The organism is Enterococcus sp. DIV1639a (genome assembly GCF_050530445.1).
GTDB lineage: Bacteria > Bacillota > Bacilli > Lactobacillales > Enterococcaceae > Enterococcus_B > Enterococcus_B hirae.
This window is the reverse complement of record NZ_CP172886.1, coordinates 1246922-1266572: the sequence shown is the minus strand read 5'-3', so window position 1 is coordinate 1266572 and position 19651 is coordinate 1246922. Positions and strand designations below refer to the sequence as shown.

The 19651-nt window shown below is 37.4% G+C and carries 13 protein-coding genes and 1 other annotated feature; of the genes, 1 reads left to right on the top strand and 12 read right to left on the bottom strand.

Annotation, left to right across the window (positions count from 1 at the left end; genetic code table 11):
- Positions 1-35 precede the first annotated feature (35 nt).
- From IGJ32_RS05750 to IGJ32_RS05720, 7 genes are all read right to left on the bottom strand, one after another.
- A complete protein-coding gene (locus IGJ32_RS05750; RefSeq protein ID WP_430610908.1) occupies positions 36-1514 on the bottom strand; it encodes a hypothetical protein in 1479 nt (492 codons plus the stop codon).
- 355 nt (positions 1515-1869) lie between these two features.
- Positions 1870-2724: a hypothetical protein gene (locus IGJ32_RS05745; RefSeq protein ID WP_207428556.1), complete on the bottom strand. Its 855-nt coding sequence runs from the start codon at positions 2722-2724 to the stop codon at positions 1870-1872.
- A gap of 513 nt (positions 2725-3237) precedes the next feature.
- Complete coding sequence (locus IGJ32_RS05740) at positions 3238-3447, bottom strand: hypothetical protein (protein ID WP_010737487.1); 210 nt, start codon at positions 3445-3447, stop codon at positions 3238-3240.
- 299 nt (positions 3448-3746) lie between these two features.
- Positions 3747-4403, bottom strand: a complete 657-nt coding sequence (locus IGJ32_RS05735; RefSeq protein WP_010719297.1) for an amino acid ABC transporter permease — start codon at positions 4401-4403, stop codon at positions 3747-3749.
- 15 nt (positions 4404-4418) lie between these two features.
- Entirely contained in the window at positions 4419-5066 is a 648-nt protein-coding gene (locus tag IGJ32_RS05730) for an amino acid ABC transporter permease (RefSeq protein WP_010719298.1), read from the bottom strand.
- A gap of 12 nt (positions 5067-5078) precedes the next feature.
- A complete protein-coding gene (locus IGJ32_RS05725) occupies positions 5079-5894 on the bottom strand; it encodes a transporter substrate-binding domain-containing protein (protein WP_010719299.1) in 816 nt (271 codons plus the stop codon).
- 13 nt (positions 5895-5907) lie between these two features.
- Positions 5908-6645 carry an amino acid ABC transporter ATP-binding protein gene (locus IGJ32_RS05720; RefSeq protein ID WP_010719300.1) on the bottom strand — a complete coding sequence of 246 codons (738 nt, stop codon included), beginning with the start codon at positions 6643-6645 and terminating at the stop codon, positions 5908-5910.
- A gap of 250 nt (positions 6646-6895) precedes the next feature.
- Between IGJ32_RS05720 and trpS the strand changes: the two genes are divergently transcribed.
- The gene (gene trpS / locus IGJ32_RS05715) at positions 6896-7906 is read left to right on the top strand and encodes a tryptophan--tRNA ligase (RefSeq protein ID WP_010719301.1); all 1011 of its coding nucleotides are present in this window, start codon (positions 6896-6898) and stop codon (positions 7904-7906) included.
- A 63-nt stretch (positions 7907-7969) separates the two neighbouring features.
- On the opposite strand, the gene pheT is transcribed toward trpS, so the two are convergent.
- The 5 genes from pheT to IGJ32_RS05690 all read right to left on the bottom strand — a co-directional run bounded on the left by pheT (position 7970) and on the right by IGJ32_RS05690 (position 19389).
- Positions 7970-10390 carry a phenylalanine--tRNA ligase subunit beta gene (gene pheT, locus IGJ32_RS05710; RefSeq protein WP_342082172.1) on the bottom strand — a complete coding sequence of 807 codons (2421 nt, stop codon included), beginning with the start codon at positions 10388-10390 and terminating at the stop codon, positions 7970-7972.
- Positions 10391-10395: 5 nt separating this feature from the next.
- A complete protein-coding gene (gene pheS, locus IGJ32_RS05705) occupies positions 10396-11439 on the bottom strand; it encodes a phenylalanine--tRNA ligase subunit alpha (RefSeq protein ID WP_034699979.1) in 1044 nt (347 codons plus the stop codon).
- A gap of 48 nt (positions 11440-11487) precedes the next feature.
- Positions 11488-11691: a binding site (T-box leader), on the bottom strand.
- A gap of 42 nt (positions 11692-11733) precedes the next feature.
- The gene (locus tag IGJ32_RS05700; RefSeq protein WP_010719304.1) at positions 11734-12075 is read right to left on the bottom strand and encodes a winged helix-turn-helix transcriptional regulator; all 342 of its coding nucleotides are present in this window, start codon (positions 12073-12075) and stop codon (positions 11734-11736) included.
- 70 nt (positions 12076-12145) lie between these two features.
- A complete protein-coding gene (addA, locus tag IGJ32_RS05695; protein ID WP_373169177.1) occupies positions 12146-15862 on the bottom strand; it encodes a helicase-exonuclease AddAB subunit AddA in 3717 nt (1238 codons plus the stop codon).
- A complete protein-coding gene (locus IGJ32_RS05690) occupies positions 15859-19389 on the bottom strand; it encodes a PD-(D/E)XK nuclease family protein (protein ID WP_342082174.1) in 3531 nt (1176 codons plus the stop codon). The genes addA and IGJ32_RS05690 overlap by 4 nt, the downstream gene beginning before the upstream one ends.
- Positions 19390-19651: the final 262 nt, after the last annotated feature.

Below are 19651 nucleotides of genomic sequence, written 5' to 3'. Positions count from 1 at the left end.
TTTATTATGTAATCATTTTTAGAGTTTATTGATTGTTATCTATGTAACTGGTTATCCTGCTTATGCTGTAGGTCTTGAGATACAGCTGCTCTTTTTGGGGATGAGTTTTCTTCTTTAGATACTCTATTTAGTTTTTCTTTAAGATTTTCTCTTCTATCTTTGTTCGTTGGAACGTGTAAACTATTTGTATCATCTCTATTTATTTTATATTTACTTTTGAGCTTTCTCAATTCTGCTTCTGTTCTACATTCACTCTGGAACTTTTTCAATTCTGCTTCTGCTCTCTTTTCGCTTATGCCTGAATTATTCTTCAACTCACTTTCGAGGGATATCCATACTCCAATTCTACTTTGAGGAATGTTTTTATCATTCATAACTGTTTCTATCACTTGTTCAACCGCTTCATTCTCTTTTTCTCTATATTCACTAATGAACTTTCCAAATTCTGCTTCTGTTCTACATTCACTCTGGAACTTTTTCAATTCTGCTTCTGCTCTCTTTTTGCTTATGTCTGAATTATTATTCAACTCATATTTTAGGTACCTCAATACTCCCTTTCTACTTTGAGGAATGTCTCTATCATTCATAACTTTTGCTATCGCTTGCTCAACCGCTTTATTTTCTTTATCCTCTTTTTCTCTATATTCTCTCATAAACTTGTTCAATTCTGCTTCTGCTCTCTTTTCGCTTATAAATGGACTATCCTCAAACTCATATTTGAGATCCAGAAATATTCGGGAAGGATCATGAGGAATATCTCCATCATGCATAACTGTTGCTATCGCTTGCTCAACCGCTTTATTTTCTTTATCCTCTTTTTCTCTATATTCACTAATGAACTTTCCAAATTCTGCTTCTGTTCTACATTCACTCTGGAACTTTTTCAATTCTGCTTCTGCTCTCTTTTTGCTTATGTCTGAATTATTATTCAACTCATATTTGAGGTAGCTCCGTACTCCCATTCTACTTTGAGGAATGTCTCTATCATTCATAACTTTTGCTATCGCTTGCTCAACCGCTTTATTTTCTTTATCCTCTTTTTCTCTATATTCTCTCATAAACTTGTTCAATTCTGCTTCTGCTCTCTTTTCGCTTATAAATGGACTATCCTCAAACTCATATTTGAGATCCAGAAATATTCGGGAAGGATCATGAGGAATATCTCCATCATGCATAACTGTTGCTATCGCTTGCTCAACCGCTTTATTTTCTTTATCCTCTTTTTCTACTTGCTCAACCGCTTTATTTTCTTTATCCTCTTTTTCTCTATATTCTTTCATAAACTTGTTCAATTCTACTTCTGCTCTCTTTTCGCTTATAAATGGACTATCCTCAAACTCATATTTGAGATCCAGAAATATTCGGGAAGGATCATGAGTAATATCTCCATCACGCATAACTGTTGCTATCGCTTGCTCAACCGCTTTATCCTCTTTTTCTTTAGTTGTACTCGGATTTGATTCAGTTGATTTTTTTTGAACGTTTTCTGTCTTTTCCTGTTCCTTGTTTGGCATGTTATTCTCTCCTTTAAAATTTTATGTACTGCTTCATCAATTTATCAGAAAAAAGAATACATAAGAAAACTTTTATTTCCAAGAAAAGAAAATTTTGCAATTTAATACCATTTAATTGATTAAAATTCTAGGTTATTACTTTTAATTTCTGAGAATACAAGGTCAAGAATAGTATTTTCAAAGAATTATGCATCATGAAATTATATTTGAGTAGTCCTATACATAACAATTCCTTTCATAATATTTCATTGATTTTTTAATCCCATTTTTAATTTAGCCATAAAAAGTGGGATATTAATCAGATCAATATCCCACACTCATTTATTATGTAATTATTTTTAGAGTTTATTGATCACTATCTTTGAAATTGATCCTTTTTGTTTAGATATGCCTGTGACTTTGGTAGTACAGATGTTTTTAATTGCTCAATTCTTTTTTTCGTAAGGCTTCTTTGTTCTGAGCTTCCTTTTTTAAGAAATTCTTTCACACTCATCTTGAAATATTCTTGTCTTTCATTTGGTTTACTTGGAGACTTATATTCATTTTTTAATTTCTCAATTTCTATTTTTTGCCTCTTTTTGCTTATGTATTCAGATTTTTTCAACTCGTCTTGAAATTGCACCATTAGTGTTGGGGGAATTTCAGTATAGTGTCTGTTCATCTTAAATCTTTCTTTCACTTGATCAACCGCTATATCTTCTCTAGCCTTTTTTATTGATTTTTCTATCTTGGGCGTTTGCTTCTTTAAGAGTGTCTGAACATCTCTTCTAGCGATCACATCTAAATCATAAATAAAGGAAGTAAACCTGTTAAGGTCCAAAGAATCGAAATAGAATTTATCAAGGTCTTGAATTAGTGCATGTTTTGTTTCTTTCGACAAAACTGCTTTTTTGCTTAAATCATACTTTTGATTAAGGTAGTTAATATAAAAGGTTTTATTTTTATCATCCACTACTATTCTATCATCACTATTCATTTGGATGTTCCTTTGTCGTAACAGTTTTTTCTCTTCTGGAAGAAGCGGAAGATAAAAGATAATCCCTTCTGCAGAATCTCTCTTATAGTTAGAAAGAATTTTACCTAAAGTTGCTAACTTTTCCGAACTATTAGCTTCTCCCCTCACAAGCTTATGATCCTTGATTAGTTGAAGAGCAATAGCATATTGACTTCCTGTCCGTATTACTGCTATTTTTTGTTTATCATTTGGCATGTTATTCTCTCCTTTAAAAGTTATATACTACCTTGTTAAACTATCAGAAAAAAGGAGTATCTAAGTAACTTTTATTTCTGCAGAAAGAATTTTTTGGCATCTGATATCACTAAACATGTTGTTTTTCGAGTTACTATCCGATAACCATTCTGTCAAAAAGCAGTCATCACCCACTTATAGAGAATGGATGATGACTGCCTATACTAGATTAAAATTGAAGATTCTTAATTTATCCACTTCTGCTTGTCACAAATTGTTGATTGAATGATCTATCGACCACTAGAACATCGTACTTCTACTTCACGCAAGCTCCCCTTTTTTGCTTTAGCAGTCGTTCAGAACAGCTGGTTTTCTAACCGACCCATTTGTTCATTCATTTTTGACATTTTCCTAAATAAACGAACCCTTACACAAAAAATGTACTATATTTCTAGAAAATCTTACAGAAACTTCTTTCTTTTTACCATTTCCTGTTTGTCGCAAGCAATGGATCATTCGTATACAATTAGTCAATTACATTCGATAATAGACAATGATTGCTAGTCCGATACCTGATAAAATCAGTCCCCAAAATAGTTGTCCGAACATACTGGTATCTCCCAATAGCCAACGAACGAAAAATAATTTTCTTCCAAAACAAAAAATTAACACACCTATGATAAAAATAATACATCCCGTAGAAAATATCGGGTTTGCTTGAAAAGCATTTATAATCTCTTCCATCTAACAACATCTCTTTCTCTATCCATTATAGTTACCACAAACTCTGTTAGGCATCCTCTCATTTCAATACGTTTACCTAACGACACTTAGTATACTTCCTACTGTCAAGACAGTCCATATTTTTAAATGACCTGAACGAACAAAACTGTAAGCTATGTTTTTAAGCTGATCTTTGTCTACGACTATTTTCTCTCACAATATCGTTGAAGAGAAAAACGATCTAAGTTTTACATTGACGAATCAAATAAAAATACTCGCTGAACAATTTTCATTGAACAACGAGCATGCTAAGTTTTTGACTAATAGCTGTACTTTCTTTTTTCTAAATAGGAAGAAAGTAAGGATAAAGCATAGCAGACAGCAAAATACATCAACGTCATTGCCACAAACATTGGCAAAACATAATTGGTATTTTGTCCGTAAACAATTCGTGCTTGGTGAGTCAATTCAGGTAAGGAAATGATCACTGCTAATGATGTATCCTTGATCAATGAAATCAGCTGACTCACGATTGCTGGGATCATTGATTTAAATGCTTGGGGTAAAACGACGATTCTCATCGTTTCTACATAAGACAATCCTGTGGAAAGACCAGCCTCCATTTGTCCTTTAGGAACGGCATTCAACCCTGCTCGAAAAATTTCTGATAACATAGCCGATTCAAAAATCGTCAATGCTGCTACGGCTGACCAAAAAATATTCATTTGGATACCGATTTGTGGTAAGGCAAAATACGTAAAGAAAATGATCAATAGCAATGGAAGATTTCTGATAATATCAATTAGTATTCCTAGTATTTTTGAAAAATAAGGTATATTAGCAAAACGAACTACACCACAAATCCCGCCAATCAAAAAACTAAAGATGATTGAAAATAATGAAACCTCCACAGTCACTTTTAATCCTTCTAATAAGAAGCGGATATTCATCCATGAAAAAGCACCACTAAAATCCATTTTGTTCTCCCCTTCCTATGAACGAACTGCCCATTTTTTCTCTAAATATGTCATCAAGTAAGACAAAGGTAATGTAATTACTAAGTAAAAAAGACCCACGATGATATAGGTATCAAAAGTGTTGAAAGTTTCACTGGCAATTAAGTCCCCTTGATACATTAAATCTAACCCAGCAACGATAGCTAAAATCGATGAATTTTTGACTAGATTAATGAATTGGTTTCCTAATGGTGGTACGACGATCTTGAAAGCCTGCGGCAAAATAATAAACCGCATCGTTTGCGCATAGGTCAAACCAGCTGATAAACCCGCTTCTGTTTGCCCTTTTGGCACTGTTTGAATTCCTGAACGAACGGTTTCTGCAATAAATGCCGAAGTATAGATCGTCAAACCGATCGTCCCTGCTTGAAAGCCGTCAAAACTAATCCAATAGATCGGAAGGACGACATAAAAGAACATCACAATAATCAACAACGGGATATTTCGAAAAAATTCCACGTACGCTTTAGCTAGACCACTGATCACTTTGTTCGTTGACAATTGAAAAATTGCCATCAGTGTTCCAATAATCAAACTAAATAATAAAGCTAACACACTTGAATAGATAGTGATTTTAAACCCTTCTAAGAAGGTTGATCCATATGTTTGCAGCAACTCAGCCATTCTTTCCCCTCCTTAATTCACTTTTCCTTGGGTGGTATCTGGGAACCATTTTTGGTAAATCTGATCATATGTTCCGTTAGCAATGAGTTCTTTTAACGCTTGATTTACGGCATCCAAAAATTCTGTTTGTCCTTTATTGATCGCAATTCCATAAGGTTCATTGGTAAACGTCCCACCTGCTAAAGTATAGTCAGGGTTCTCGTCAGCCATTCCCAATAAAATGGCATTATCGGTCGTCATAGCATCTCCTTGTCCTGATTGTAAAGCAGTAAACGCTTCGGCATAGTTTTCTAGTTCAAGAATTTTTGCGTCTGGAGCATGTTCTCGGATATTTACTGCAGAAGTTGATCCTTTGACTGCGAGCACAGTTGTTTCAGCATTTAAGTCATCTACGCTTTTAATCGGGCTTCCTTTTTTGACTAATAAAGATTGTCCGGCATCAAAATAAACATCAGAAAAATCAACTTGCTTTTTTCGTTCATCTGTAATGGTCATTGTCGCAATAATCGCATCAATATTTCCATTTTTTAATAGAGGAATCCGTGTTTTAGAGGTAACTTCCACAAATTCTGCTTTCCCATCTTTTCCAAGAATCTCTTGCGTAATCGCTTTAGCGATATCGATATCAAATCCTTGAACCGTACTACTTTTGATATCCATCATCCCAAATAAGCGAGTATCGTATTTTACACCCCACGTTATGGTGTTGTTTTGCTTACTTCGTTCCAGAATGTTTTCTTCAGCGACACTTTTTCCTTTGCAGCCTGCTAATATCAAAAAGACCAGACCCAAAAGGAAAAGCAAACGAATCATTGTTTTCTTACGCATCTTATTCCTCCTATCAATGATTGATTACTTTACTAATAAATTGTTGTGCCCGAGGTTCTTTAGGGTTCTCAAAGAAGTCTTTTACATTGCGGCTATCTTCTAATACTTGACCATCCGCCATGAAAATAACCCGATCTGCTACTTCTTTTGCAAATCCCATTTCATGGGTCACGACGATCATTGACATCCCATCACGAGCTAATTTTTTCATTACATCAAGTACATCCCCGATCATTTCCGGATCTAAAGCAGATGTAGGCTCGTCAAATAACAGCATTTCCGGATTCATCGCCAAACCTCTGGCAATTGCCACACGCTGTTGTTGTCCTCCAGATAACATAGATGGATAAGAATCTTTTTTGTCGAGCATGTTGACTTTTTCTAAGAATTTTTCCGCGTTTTTCACTGCACTTGCTTGATCTTGCTTTAATACTTTAATCGGTGCAAGTGTAATGTTTTCTAAAACGGTTTTATTAGGATATAGATTAAAATGCTGAAAAACCATTCCAACATTTTTTCTGACTTCAGTCAATTTTGTTTTTTTGTCCTGAAGGTCGATATCATTGATTAACAATCTTCCAGAAGAGATCGTTTCTAATCCATTGATACATCGTAACATTGTACTTTTACCTGAACCTGAAGGACCAATGACAACGACGACTTCCCCTTTCTCAAACTCGAGGTTTATGTTTTTCAAAGCATGGAATTTGCCGTAGTATTTTTCCACGTTATCAAATTTAATCATTGCCATATCATTACACTCCCATTATTATTTAGTAAGAAAACATTTAAAGATATATAATAGAACATATTATATCTGAAACTTACGTATTTTGTAAAGTTTCTTTGAAACTTTCTTTCGTTATTTTTCTCCTTTGCTTCTTACATCTGCTATTTTTCTGCATTTTGTTCGTCTTTTGATTTAGAACGGTTGTTTCTTCCTCCAAAAAACGGTAAGATATTAAGTGCTTAGTCTTACAAATCGTAAAGAGGTGTTTTTTTTGAAAAATATTATTCTAACAGGTGATCGCCCGACTGGCAAGTTACATTTAGGGCATTATGTAGGATCACTCAAAACACGGGTAGAAATGCAAAAAGATGAAAACAATCAACTTTTTGTAATGATTGCAGATATGCAAGCCCTAACCGATAACGCTAAAAACCCTGAGAAGGTTTCTTCAAATGTACTTGAAGTTGCTTTAGACTATTTAGCTGTTGGATTAGATCCTACGAAATCAACGCTTTTTATCCAATCGCAAATACCAGAATTAGCTGAATTGACTATGTACTATTTAAACCTAGTCAGCGTCGGGCGTGTCCGTCGTAATCCTACAGTTAAAACAGAAATCGAACAGAAAAAATTTGGTGAAGGTGTCCCAACTGGATTCTTTATTTATCCTGTATCGCAAGCTGCTGATATCACAGCTTTCAAAGCGAATTTAGTTCCTGTTGGTGAAGATCAAAAACCAATGCTTGAACAAACGCAAGAAATAGTTCAAAGTTTCAACCACACGTATGGCGACGTCTTAGTGGAACCAAAAGGCGTTTTCCCACCAAAAGGAATGGGCCGTTTGCCTGGCATCGATGGGAATGGAAAAATGAGCAAGTCATTGGGTAATGGCATCTATATTTCTGATCCTGCTGATGTGGTCAAGAAAAAAGTAATGAGTATGTACACAGACCCAAATCACATCCACGTGGAAGATCCAGGTCAAGTCGAAGGCAATATGGTGTTCACTTATCTTGATGTGTTTGGAAAAGACAAAAACGCGATTGAAGAAATGAAAGCTCATTATCGTCGTGGTGGTCTAGGTGATGTGAAAATCAAACGCTATTTGATTGATGTTTTGGAAGAAGAGTTTGCTCCAATTCGTGCTAGAAGAGAAGAATTAGCGAAAGATCCAGCCGCTGTGATGGCGATCCTAAGAGACGGTAGTGAAGCAGCTGCGAAAGTCGCTGCTCAAACTCTAGCAGAAGTCAAAACTGCAATGGGAATCAATTATTTTAACTGATTGGCTTGTTAATGAATAAAAAAAGACGTCCTCATTCTTTGTGAGGGCGTCTTTTTTTACAGTTTAACGAATATTTGCACCAACTGTTTCACTTAGTGCTTTTTCGATCTTAGTCATTGATCGGTTAATTTCTTCATCTGTCATTGTTGCTTCAGGATTCTCGAATGTCAGACTGTAAGCCATTGACTTATGTCCTTCCTCGATATTTTTCCCTTGATACACATCAAACAATTGGATGTCTGTTAAGAACTTACCTGCAGCAGACTGGATAACCGTTACGATTTCTTGATTGGTTACTGTTTCTGCAACTAACATCGCAATGTCACGAGAAACGGAAGGGAATTTTGTCACCGCATGGAAAGTCATCCCTTTTTGAGCAGCTTCGATCACTGAGCTCAAGTCAAATTCTGCAACATAGGTTTCTGGAACATCGTATTCTTTAGCTGTATTCGGATGAACCTGTCCAACAAATCCAATCACTGTTTCACCTAAATAGATTTCCGCTGTTCTTCCTGGATGCATGTCTTTCAAACTATCATTCGCTTGATAAGAAATTTCTGTTGCTATTCCTAATTGTTCAAACAAGTTTTCTAAAAGACCTTTGATCGTATAGAAGTCAACTACTTCTGCTTGAGTTTGCCAACTTTTATCCTGCCAAGTACCTGTCAATGCAAGAGCAACATGTTTCACTTCCTGCGGCAAATGAGTCAATGGATCGTTTTCTTGATAGAAGACTCTTCCGACTTCATAAAAAGCGACATCACTATTTTTTCTAGCTACGTTATAGTTCACATCATCCAATAACCCACTGATCAAGTTCATTCGTAAGACAGAACGGTCTTCGCTCATTGGCCAATCAAGACGTGTAACTAAGGAATCTTTGATTGTAAATTGACGAGATTTTTCTTCCGTTGTCAAAGCATAGCTGATGGCTTCATGTAAACCACTGTCTTCAAGTAATGTACGGATCTTGCGTGTTGTTGCTTGCTCTTGGGTCAAACTTCCTGCAACAGTCTCTCCACTTGGTAATGTGGAAGGCAAGCGATCATAACCATAGATACGAGCGACTTCTTCAATAATATCCGCTTCAATCTTGATATCCCAGCGACGAGGAGGAACAGTAACGGTGAACGTTTCCCCTTCACTTTGATAGCCAAAGCCAAGTGCTTCAAAAATCTCATTTACTTCCTTCACTGTTAAGTCAGTTCCTAGATAATGATTGATTCGTGAGAGAGTGATCGTTACTGTTACGTCTTCTACTTGATAAGTCGAACCAGCAACCGCACCTTGAAGAACCTCACCGCCTGCTAACGAAACGATCATTGCAGCAGCAACGTCACAAGCCTCAGCAACTGTTGCTTGATTGATTCCTTTTTCAAAACGAGCAGAAGATTCACTTCTTAAATTGAATTGTTTCGCTGTTCGACGGATCGAAATTGGATCAAACAAAGCTGCTTCTAGAGCAACCGTAGTCGTTGTCTCAGTGATTTCAGAATCCAAGCCGCCCATCACACCTGCTAAAGCGACTGGTTGTTCTCCATTAGTGATCACGAGATTTTCGGGTGTTAACTCACGTGTTTCGCCATCTAACGTAACGATTTTTTCTGTTGCTTTTGCCTGACGGACGACGATTTCTTGTGATCCTAGCCGATCATAATCAAACGCATGTAATGGTTGCCCAAACAACAGTAAGATGTAGTTTGTGATATCTACTACGTTGTTGATTGGTCGAATCCCTTCATTCATCAAGATATTTTGTAACCATTGTGGACTAGATTGGATTTTTACGCCCTCAATGATTCGAATTTGATAAGCAGGCACAGCTTTTGGATCTTCGACTGTCACCTTGATTTTGTCTTTTGCCGGACGTGCTGCTTCTACTAATTCTTCCTCTGCAAAATGAGGTATTTGACGATAAATCGCACCTACTTCATATGCTACTCCTCGCATAGATAAAGCATCTGCGCGATTCGGTGTAATCGATAACTCGATAATTGAATCGTCCATGTCTAAATAAGAAAAGACGGGGTCTCCATTGATTGCCTCTTGTGGAAGATAGTAGATTCCTTCAGCATATTCTTTGGGAACAACACTATCTGGATAGCCAATTTCTTGTAAGGCACAAATCATCCCATTAGAAACTTGACCACGCATTTTCCCTTTTTTGATTTTTACATTCCCTGCGATCCGTGAATTAGGTAAAGCAACGATGACTTTGATCCCTGCCTTCACGTTAGGTGCGCCACAAACGATCTGTGAAAGTTCTTCTTCACCGATATCCACTTGGCAAATCGATAAATGATCGGAATCAGGATGTGGTACGCATTCCTTGACTTCGCCGACTACGATTTTTTTTAAGCCTTCTTCAGGAACCGTGATTCCTTCCACTTCGATCCCAGTCACTGACATTTTATCAGCTAGTTCTTTTGGCGTAACTGCTGACAAATCAAGATATTTATTTAACCATTTATAAGAAACTAACATGCTTTTTACTCCCCTTTGAACTGACTTAAGAAACGCAAGTCATTTTGATAGAAATTACGAATATCATTGACACCGTAACGTAGCATTGCTACTCGATCTGGGCCAAGGCCAAAAGCAAAACCAGAGTATTTTTCCGGATCGATACCTGACATTTTCAATACATTTGGATGAACCATCCCAGCTCCTAAGATTTCAATCCAACCGGTGTGCTTGCAGACATTACAGCCAGCGCCACCACATTTGAAACAGCTGACATCCACTTCAACAGAAGGTTCAGTAAATGGAAAATAACTAGGACGTAGTCGAATCTCACGTTCTTCACCAAACATCTTTTTCATTACGACTTCTAAAGTGCCTTTTAAGTCACCCATCGTAATATTTTCATCGATCACTAATCCTTCGATTTGATGGAATTGGTGACTATGAGTAGCATCATCTGTATCACGACGGAATACTTTCCCAGGTGAGATCATTCGAAGTGCACCTTTTGAAAAGTCATGTTTTTCCATCGTACGTGCTTGTACTGGTGAGGTATGCGTACGAATCAAGATCTCTTCTGAAATATAAAAAGTATCTTGCATATCACGAGCTGGGTGGTCTTTTGGTAAGTTCATTCGCTCAAAATTATAATGATCAGACTCCACCTCATACCCTTCAACAATTTGGTAGCCCATTCCGACAAAGATGTCTTCGATTTCTTCCATGATTTGTGTCAAGATGTGGCGGTTTCCTTGTTTGACTTGACGTCCTGGCAAGGTCACATCAATTGTTTCTTTGCTTAAAGCTGTTGCAAGTGCCGCCTCTTCTAACGCTTGCTTTTTACGTTCAATTTCTGCTGTCAACAGATCACGAATCTCATTGGCAAAACTACCAACTTTCGGACGTTCTTCAGGACTTAGATCCTTCATTCCCCGTAAAACTTCGGTGATTGGTCCTTTTTTTCCTAAAGTTTCTACACGAATTTGATTTAATTCTTTTAAATCGTGTGCTGTCGCTATTTTAACGATTGTGGCTTCTTTCAAGCTTTCTAATTGGGCTTGTAGAGACATTCCCTATTTCCTCCTTCAAATTCAAATACAAAAAAGACCTCATTCCTACAAAGGAACGAGGTCTTCGCGTTACCATCCTAATTTACGGTCAAAACCGTACACTTACTTTTTTAACGACATTTGCCGGTCTGAATAAATCAGACGAACTCAGAAAGTGAACTTCATTTTTCAAACTCAGGATCTGCTTACAGTCTATGACAGATCTCCCTGGACTGGTTTAGCCAAACTACTCTTTTTCGTCAACGTTCTTTAGCTATTCATCTAATGCCAGTTTACAAGATTTCACTTCCAAAATCAACTGCATTCTTCTTCTGTCACCCATTTTTCACTCCAAACCTGTAACTGAACAATGGCCTTTTGAAGATCCGCTCCTTTTTCAGTTAACATATATTCTGAACGGCTGGACTCTTTACATGAGAAGTTTCTGGCGATGATTTTTTCTTTTTCAAGTTCTTTTAATCGTTCAACTAAAACCCGATCACTCACCATAGGTATTTTAGCTGCGAGATCAACAAAGCGTTGCGGACCATTTTCAAGCAATACATCAATAATCAGCCCATTCCATTTTTTACCTAAAATCGAAAAGGTCTTTTCAAATTTAGGACATAAAGTGAACTCTGTCTGTGTTAGCTCCATTTTACTCACCTCTTTGCTAAGAGTATAGCATATTACTTACAAAGTGTAAGTCCTAGTTGCTCAATTATTATTATTTATTAATATTTATTATTTTCTTTGCGCTTAATAAGACAAGAAAGACATCTGTGACAGGCTTTTCTAAAGATTCTGTCAACGCCTGTTGATAGAGATTCAATTGCCCACGATATTTTTGAATGACAGCATCAATCGCTGTTTCATCGTTGCGATCTAAAATGAAATCCGTCTTAAAGTCATATAATTGAATCGTCGTGGATAATTCGATATAACCATCAACAATCCCATGGATCAGCAATTCATCTTCTTCATTTGGGTATTGTTCAAAGACCCGTTCTGCAGGTAATAACATCGAAAACGGTTGTTCCCGTTTGACATGCTCTTTTTGCTTGATCAATTCTTTTCCTAGCTCGGTTTCAAAAAACCAAAGAATAGCAGAAAAATCAATTTTTTTGGCTACCTTTTGATCCACTAAACGCTTTTTGACTAATTCATCTAGCAATGCTTGGATCGACTCAGTAGTCGGCATTTCTAATGGCAGCAATTGCAATAAATAGTGTGTTGCAGTTCCGATTGCCGCAGCTGAAACCTGTTGCGTTTTTTGTAAGAAACGTGGTTCAGCCAATGTATCTTGCGTATAACGGAATTGGCGGTTTAACCCTCTTGTTTCATTACTTTCCCAGACAAGTTTAGCATCAAGCGTATCATCTGGATCTTCAAACAAACGTTTAATTTCAGAGACCGATTGATAACTTGTGGTTTGCGTTGACTCTTTGAAAGGATAACGATAATCGAGTCGTGCTTTCAGAGCAGGTGATAGTGGTGTTTGATCCACGTCATTATTTTCAGCAGCATCGTTTTCTTGCGCTATTAAACGTTGCCTTTTTTCAAGCAGAGATTGTTGATTCATCCAAGTAATCGCAAATTGGCTATCAGAGTTTTTTAATTCTGAAAGAATGGTTGCTTCGGCAAAATAGTTTTGCATCAATGGATGACGCATCAAACTAAGACCGATCCAGCTCATCAAGCTGCTATTCCCTTTTAATCGAGTCGTTGGCTCTAAGACTAATTTGGTTTGTTCAGAAGCTTCTGACCAATTCTTCAAGGTATCTTCTTTATTTTTATACGAGCCGATAATAAATAATTTTTGTTCCGCACGGGTCAAACCAACGTAGAGTTTACGCATCTCCTCTGACAATAACTTATTTTGTTTGGCTGATTTGATTGCTTGGTAAGGCAAGGTATCATACAACACCCGAGTATCAGGGTCCATATAACGAATCCCCGCACCTAGTTTTTCTTCAAAAGCATATCGCTTTTTTAAATCTTGCAAATTGAATTGTTTGGTCATATCTAATAAAAAGACAATAGGAAATTCTAAGCCTTTACTTGCGTGAATCGTCATGACTCGAACAGCATTATCGCTGGATGAAATCACCGGCTCCGCTAAATCTTTGTCTTTTTCCTGCATCTTTTCGATGAAGCGAACGAATTGATACAACCCTCTAAACGAACTTTGTTCATACGCTTTCGCACGATCAGCCAACGCATAAAGGTTTGCTTGTCTTTGGGCACCAGCTGGTAAACCTGCTACATATTCTAAATAACCGGTTTGTAAATAGATCTCCCACAGCAAGTCAGTGATTGAAGACCGCCGAGCCAGTTCTCGCCACAATTCGAGTTGATTATTGAAATGGCGCAATTTATCAGCTAATTCATTCTGATTTGCTGTTTGGTAAGCCAGCACCGCATCATAATAAGTATGCGTACGATCAGCTAAACGGATCTGTGCCAGTTCTGGTTCAATCAGTCCTACGATCGGTGAACGTAAAACGGCTGCCAAGGGAATATCTTGATACGGATTATCAATCAATTGGAGTAAAGAAATCATTGTACGTAACTCCGTAGATTGAAAATAATTTTGGGCATCATTCATTTCTAAAGGAATATCCAATGTTTTAAAGATCTCTAATATCGTCAGATTATTCTTCTTTGTAGGTGTTAAAAGTACGATATCTTTATATTCGACAGGACGATTCTGTTTCATTTTTTTATCATAGATCAGGAATTTTTCATCAATCAGTTCGCGGATTTTTAAGCCCGTCATAAAGAGTTCGCCTTCTGTTTTGTCCTCTAGATTCTCATCAATTGGAAAGTCGCTGTTTGGCTCTTCTTCTTTTTCGTAAATCAATAGTTCTGGTTCAAAGCGATCGACTTTGGGGAAATCGGGAAATCCTAATCGTAATTGTGCAGCATCATCATAAGCGATTTGTCCCACAACAGGGTCCATCAATTGTTGGAACACCAGATTGGTAAATGACAGGACTTCCTTTCGGGAACGAAAGTTTTCTGCCAAAATGATCCGTCTTCCACCCTCAGCTGTTGAAAATGCTTCATACTTTTCAATAAACAAACTAGGATCAGCTAGTCGAAAAGAATAAATCGACTGTTTGACATCCCCAACCATGAATAAATTGCCGTTTGTCGGATCAGGCTGTCTAAGCCAATAAAGGATAGCTTCTTGCAACTGATTGATATCTTGGTATTCATCGACCATTACTTCTTTGAATTGCTTACGATAAAGCTTTGATGCTTCACTTGGAAGCCATGACTCTTCTGTTTGAGTCGTCAAGATTCGCAAGGCAAGATGTTCTAAATCATTGAAATCTACTACTCCCTTTTCTCTTTTTCGTTGGCTAAAGCCATCCATGAAACGTTTGGTGACATTCGTCAACTCTTCCACTAGGACAGCAGCTTTTTTCGTCCGTTCGGTCAATTGTTCAGGAGAAATCGGAAAATAAGTTTTTCCAATTTTCTGAATGATTTTTTTCGCCTGATCTCTTAAATTTTTAACTTCGGCTGAACGTTCTTTCAACTCTGCTTTGCGACTGCTTTTAAAAGTAGTAAAAGTCAATGTTTCTAAACCCGTATAGGCTTCCGGCAATTGATCTTGTAATAAGTGATCATAAATGCGTTGGACTTGTTCTTTTTCTCCTGCAACTTGTTCCAACATTTTTTCCAGACCTTCTTCTTGCGCTAATCCAACCATTTCTTCATAAAGTTGCACACTTTGTGCCATATCTGTAAGTAGAAGTGGTCGCAATTGTTCTTGGTACAATGGTGAATGAGCTAATCCATCATCTAAACGATAGTTATCCACTAATTGATCTAACCAACGTTTGGGATCAGGATTCGCTCGCGCAAATTCATAAAGAGAGAAAACCAGATTGGTCAATCCATCATCTGAACGATCATTTGAAAAATTCATTGTTAATTGGAAAAACTCTTCCCGATCTTCGCTATAACAAGCCTCGCGTAATTCATCCCAAACATCTTCTTTCATTAAGATCGTTTCTGTCTCATCCGTTAACATCCGAAAAACTGGATCAATATCGATCAAGTAGTAGAATCGGCGGATGACCGTTAAACAAAAAGCATGTAAAGTAGAAATATTAGCACTCGGCAATAAAATCAGCTGTTTCGTGAAATGTTGTTGGCGTGCCGGATTGCTTTCACTATTGACTGCTTCTTGTAAAGCTTCTTGGATCCGTTCTTTCATTTCTTTCGCTGCCGCTTCTGTAAACGTCACGATCAAAAGTTCATCAATATTGAACCCCATTTTTAGTTTTTCGATTACTCGACGGACAAGCACTGTGGTTTTTCCAGAACCAGCGGAAGCTGATACCAGCAAGTTATCTCCCTGATCAAAAATGGCTTGCCATTGTTCGTCAGTGAATCGTTCGTTTTCTGGTCTCAAAGGAATTTTGGTCATTCTTCCTCACTCCTTTTTTCTATTCTTCGCAGGGCTTCTTCCTTGTTTAATTTTTCTAAACGATGATAATTGTTTTCTTGCAACATCACATCAAACGTACAAACACTTCTAAAAGGACACATTTGGCAAGCAAGCCGCTCCTTGTCTTTGTATGCTGGATTAAGTTTGATCTCCCCTGACGTGATTTTATCCCCTGCTAAACGCATATTCGCACGATTATGCGCCATAAAAAGTTGGAGTTCCTGTTCTGTATAGAATTTTTCTTTACTAAAACTTCCCTTTTGATAGACATCTTTCGCATTTTTCTTGATCGGATAAATCAAAGAGTTCTCTTTTGCTTCCAGTGAATGATCTAATACTTCCAATAACTCAGGTTCATCGACAAAGATGCCGTCATAACTGAATTTTTTCAATGTCTCTTTTTCAATTTCATTTGCTTCAGACAAAATCGGATTATGGACATGTAAATAATAGGAACCAGCTGGTCGAACCAATGCTTTTCCAGTCAATTTGACAGCATCCATCAACGCCACGTCTAGATAGGTCAACAGTTGCATAGCCATCCCGTAGTAAGCTTCAGTGACATCAAAGGAACGTCCACTTGATTTATAATCGACAACACTAAGCCAGGTATCCGCTTGTTCAACAGCAACATCCACACGATCAATCTTCCCACGAACATGTAATTTCCCACCATTATTCAGTGGTAATTCCAACCCTGGGATACCTTGAGCGCCAGCAATTTGGCCAAACAATATTTCTGTTTGAAGGGGCTTCATCCCTGTATTTTTACTTTGCTTTTGTAATGCCCAAGCTACTTTTTGGATCGTTTGTCCTAACTGATAACGAATATAGTTCATTCGAGCTGAACTATCTAAAATTTCAAAGCGTAACTCGCCAAAGACTTCTTGCAAGACTTTTTCAGTAAACTCTTTACGTTGTGTATCGGTCATTTCTACTAGCGATATCTGATTTGAAAATAGTAATTTAAAGAAACGGTCTAATGATTCATGATAAAAATCACCTGTAGCAGCTGGCGTTAAACCATAGACCATTCGTTCTTTCAGTTTCAAACCAAATTGGACAAAATATTTATATTCACAATTATAGAAATTTTCTAATCTGGAAATAGAGGTATAAATATCTTTACCATAGAGTTCCTCTGCCATCTTTTTAGGTAATGACACCGGGACATTAAGATGTTCTTGACTTTCAAAAATGCGCAATGCAAAATTTCGCCATTGTGATTGCAAGATCTGCTCTCTTAGTTGGCGCCAATACACCGGAACTTTTTTCTTCTCTTCCTTTGCTAAACGATAGATATGATTGATTGTATTGATCCCACTACGATACGTACCGATATAACAACTCGGATCGCGGTCTAAAACCAAATGCTCTTTTCTTTCAGCTGGGATCATCAAGTATTCCATGATTCGTTTTAAATAAGGAGAGATTTTCAACGTGTTTGTATCATAACTTTGAGCGTAACTGAGGTATAGACGCTGAGTGGCTGAAGCAAACACCAAGTAGGCTTGCAATGGTTCAAAAGACAAGTTCTCTTTTGCGGGATCAAATAAAAATTTCTCTTCCGCTAAACGAGCATTCAACGTTTCCCTTTCCTCACTAGAAAGCAAGCCTTTCGTTTCGTGCCGATCAGGAAATACTTGATCATTCAAGCCAATGGCAAACGTGACTTTCGCCTGGTTTGATCGTACCAGTTCCAAGCGGTTGATGCGTACTTGGTCGATTGCTGTAGGGATCTTCCCATAACTTAAATTTTCTAACCCGCTGGTAATGATTTCCTGAAACAAATGCCAGTCAAATTCAGATTCCCCATAAATGAGCGAATACTCGTCCAGTAAATCAATCAACGCCCCCCATGTTTGCTCATGGTTTCGGGCTGCTGCTAAATTGCCTCGTTCAATTTCTTGATTTCGCCAAAAAACTAATTGTTGTTGTACGCCACTGTTCACCAAAAAACGATAAAAGACCGTCGCGCCTTCTTGTCCATTTTTACATTTTTTTATCTTGTCAAAAAATGTTGGGACTTTCTCTTTGAAGAAGTGCCGAATATCATTCGAGCGTTTTTCTAATTCTTGAACATCTTCCAGTTGTTCTGCTTCAAAATCGTAAGACACGAACTGCCAATCTTTTTCTCTCGTCCAGTATGAACCTTGATAGTTATAAGCAAGTGCTACATTTTCTGTGACATCTAATTTTGCTCGGAACTGATTTCTTTGCTCACTCCAACTGGCTAAGTCTAGTGTATCATCCGCTTCACAAATGAATAATTCAGTTTTGAAAAAACGCATGATATCATTCAAGCGATAAGCATATCGATCTAAAGCGAATAAACTATTGATCCATTCGATCAATGGATGATTCTCCATCAACTGCTCTTCATCAATATAAAAAGGAATCGCCATTTCTTTGAAAACAGGTTGTAGCAAGTTACCATAAAACGCCATATCTTTCGTTAACACTTGAATGTCACGATAGCGATAATTTTCCTCGCTGACCAAACGACGGATCTCCACAGCTAGTTGTCTGACTTCTTCGGTGGCGTTCTCTGCTTCCCAAATTCTCAACGCCTCTTGTTGCCCAACCTTCAGCGGCTGGCTTTTTTTGTTGCTAGAAGTTTCTTCCCACATTTTTTGCAAGTGCATGAGTGCAAGCGGTCTTTCATGTTCTGGGGCAAATTTTTCCACTAAAACCGGCACTCTTCGTTCTTTGGCACTGTTGATCAGTTGGAAATAGAGCTTTCCTGTTTCATGAAACAATGTCAACACTTCAGGCATATCCGTGATATAAGGACGATCAAGAAGCAAATCAATCACTAGCTGTCCCTTTTCCATCATGACTTGCAACAATTGATATTCTTGCGCATTGACTCGAGTGAAACCACTAACGATAAATTTCACCTTAGACATGTCTTGCGTTTGTAAATAATTTGCCAAAATGGTCAAAGCATCTTCAGATTGCAGCGCACGTTGGACCAATTCTTCTTCAAAAGCTGTAAAAATCAATTGAAGATCTTTCATTTTCAACTGTTGATTTTCAGCTTTTACCGTATCCGCAAGTTCTGAAAAGACAAGATCTTCAGGTGAAATATTTCCAATACGTAATTCATTGTGCAATTCTTGCAACTGGCGAATAAACCCTTTTTTATTGATTTCTCCCCGAAAAATCGTTAAATTTTCTTCATTTTTTTCTAGGATCTGTCGCAAGATCATTGCCGAACCAGATTCTGAAAGTTCATTACCAGACAATAACGTTGTTTGCTGCAACAAATACCACGCTAAACGATAAAAACTAAAGACTTGGACATTCGTTGTACTAAATGACGTTTTGCCACTTCTTTGACGCAGCTCTGTCAAGATTTCTTGTTCTTGTTCAAATTTATTATAGTTAGGTACAAGGAAAAATACCTGGTGCGTACTATCTTTTGCTAACCATTCGACTGATTCATCAATCAACGCTGTACGGTGGTCTTTTCGGGCTGTCCCGAGAATAAATTGTAAAGACATTTTCCCTCTCCTTATTCCTTAGATTCATTCCTCATTCATTATACCAAAAACAACTGAACATTTGTTCTTTCTCCTATTTTTTTTAGAAATTAATTGTTTGCGCTTATAGAGATTATTTTACCAAATCCTCTCAAAAAAAGTTTAGGACTACTTCTTGTGATTCACATCCATCAATCGCTATCCTTTACTTATTTCTTATACTTATCCATATAAAAAAAGCACCAAAGCTAGTTATTTCCACTAACTTTGGTGCTTTCTTTTA

Excerpts from the sequence above, each read along its gene's own strand:
- pheT (WP_342082172.1), bottom strand. The coding sequence starts at position 10,390 with ATGTTAGTTTCTTATAAATGGTTAAATAAATATCTTGATTTGTCAGCA.
- IGJ32_RS05745 (WP_207428556.1), bottom strand. The coding sequence starts at position 2,724 with ATGCCAAATGATAAACAAAAAATAGCAGTAATACGGACAGGAAGTCAA.
- pheS (WP_034699979.1), bottom strand. The coding sequence starts at position 11,439 with ATGTCTCTACAAGCCCAATTAGAAAGCTTGAAAGAAGCCACAATCGTT.
- IGJ32_RS05720 (WP_010719300.1), bottom strand. The coding sequence starts at position 6,645 with ATGGCAATGATTAAATTTGATAACGTGGAAAAATACTACGGCAAATTC.
- IGJ32_RS05730 (WP_010719298.1), bottom strand. The coding sequence starts at position 5,066 with ATGGCTGAGTTGCTGCAAACATATGGATCAACCTTCTTAGAAGGGTTT.
- IGJ32_RS05690 (WP_342082174.1), bottom strand. The coding sequence starts at position 19,389 with ATGTCTTTACAATTTATTCTCGGGACAGCCCGAAAAGACCACCGTACA.
- IGJ32_RS05725 (WP_010719299.1), bottom strand. The coding sequence starts at position 5,894 with ATGCGTAAGAAAACAATGATTCGTTTGCTTTTCCTTTTGGGTCTGGTC.
- IGJ32_RS05735 (WP_010719297.1), bottom strand. The coding sequence starts at position 4,403 with ATGGATTTTAGTGGTGCTTTTTCATGGATGAATATCCGCTTCTTATTA.
- addA (WP_373169177.1), bottom strand. The coding sequence starts at position 15,862 with ATGACCAAAATTCCTTTGAGACCAGAAAACGAACGATTCACTGACGAA.
- IGJ32_RS05750 (WP_430610908.1), bottom strand. The coding sequence starts at position 1,514 with ATGCCAAACAAGGAACAGGAAAAGACAGAAAACGTTCAAAAAAAATCA.
- IGJ32_RS05740 (WP_010737487.1), bottom strand. The coding sequence starts at position 3,447 with ATGGAAGAGATTATAAATGCTTTTCAAGCAAACCCGATATTTTCTACG.
- IGJ32_RS05700 (WP_010719304.1), bottom strand. The coding sequence starts at position 12,075 with ATGGAGCTAACACAGACAGAGTTCACTTTATGTCCTAAATTTGAAAAG.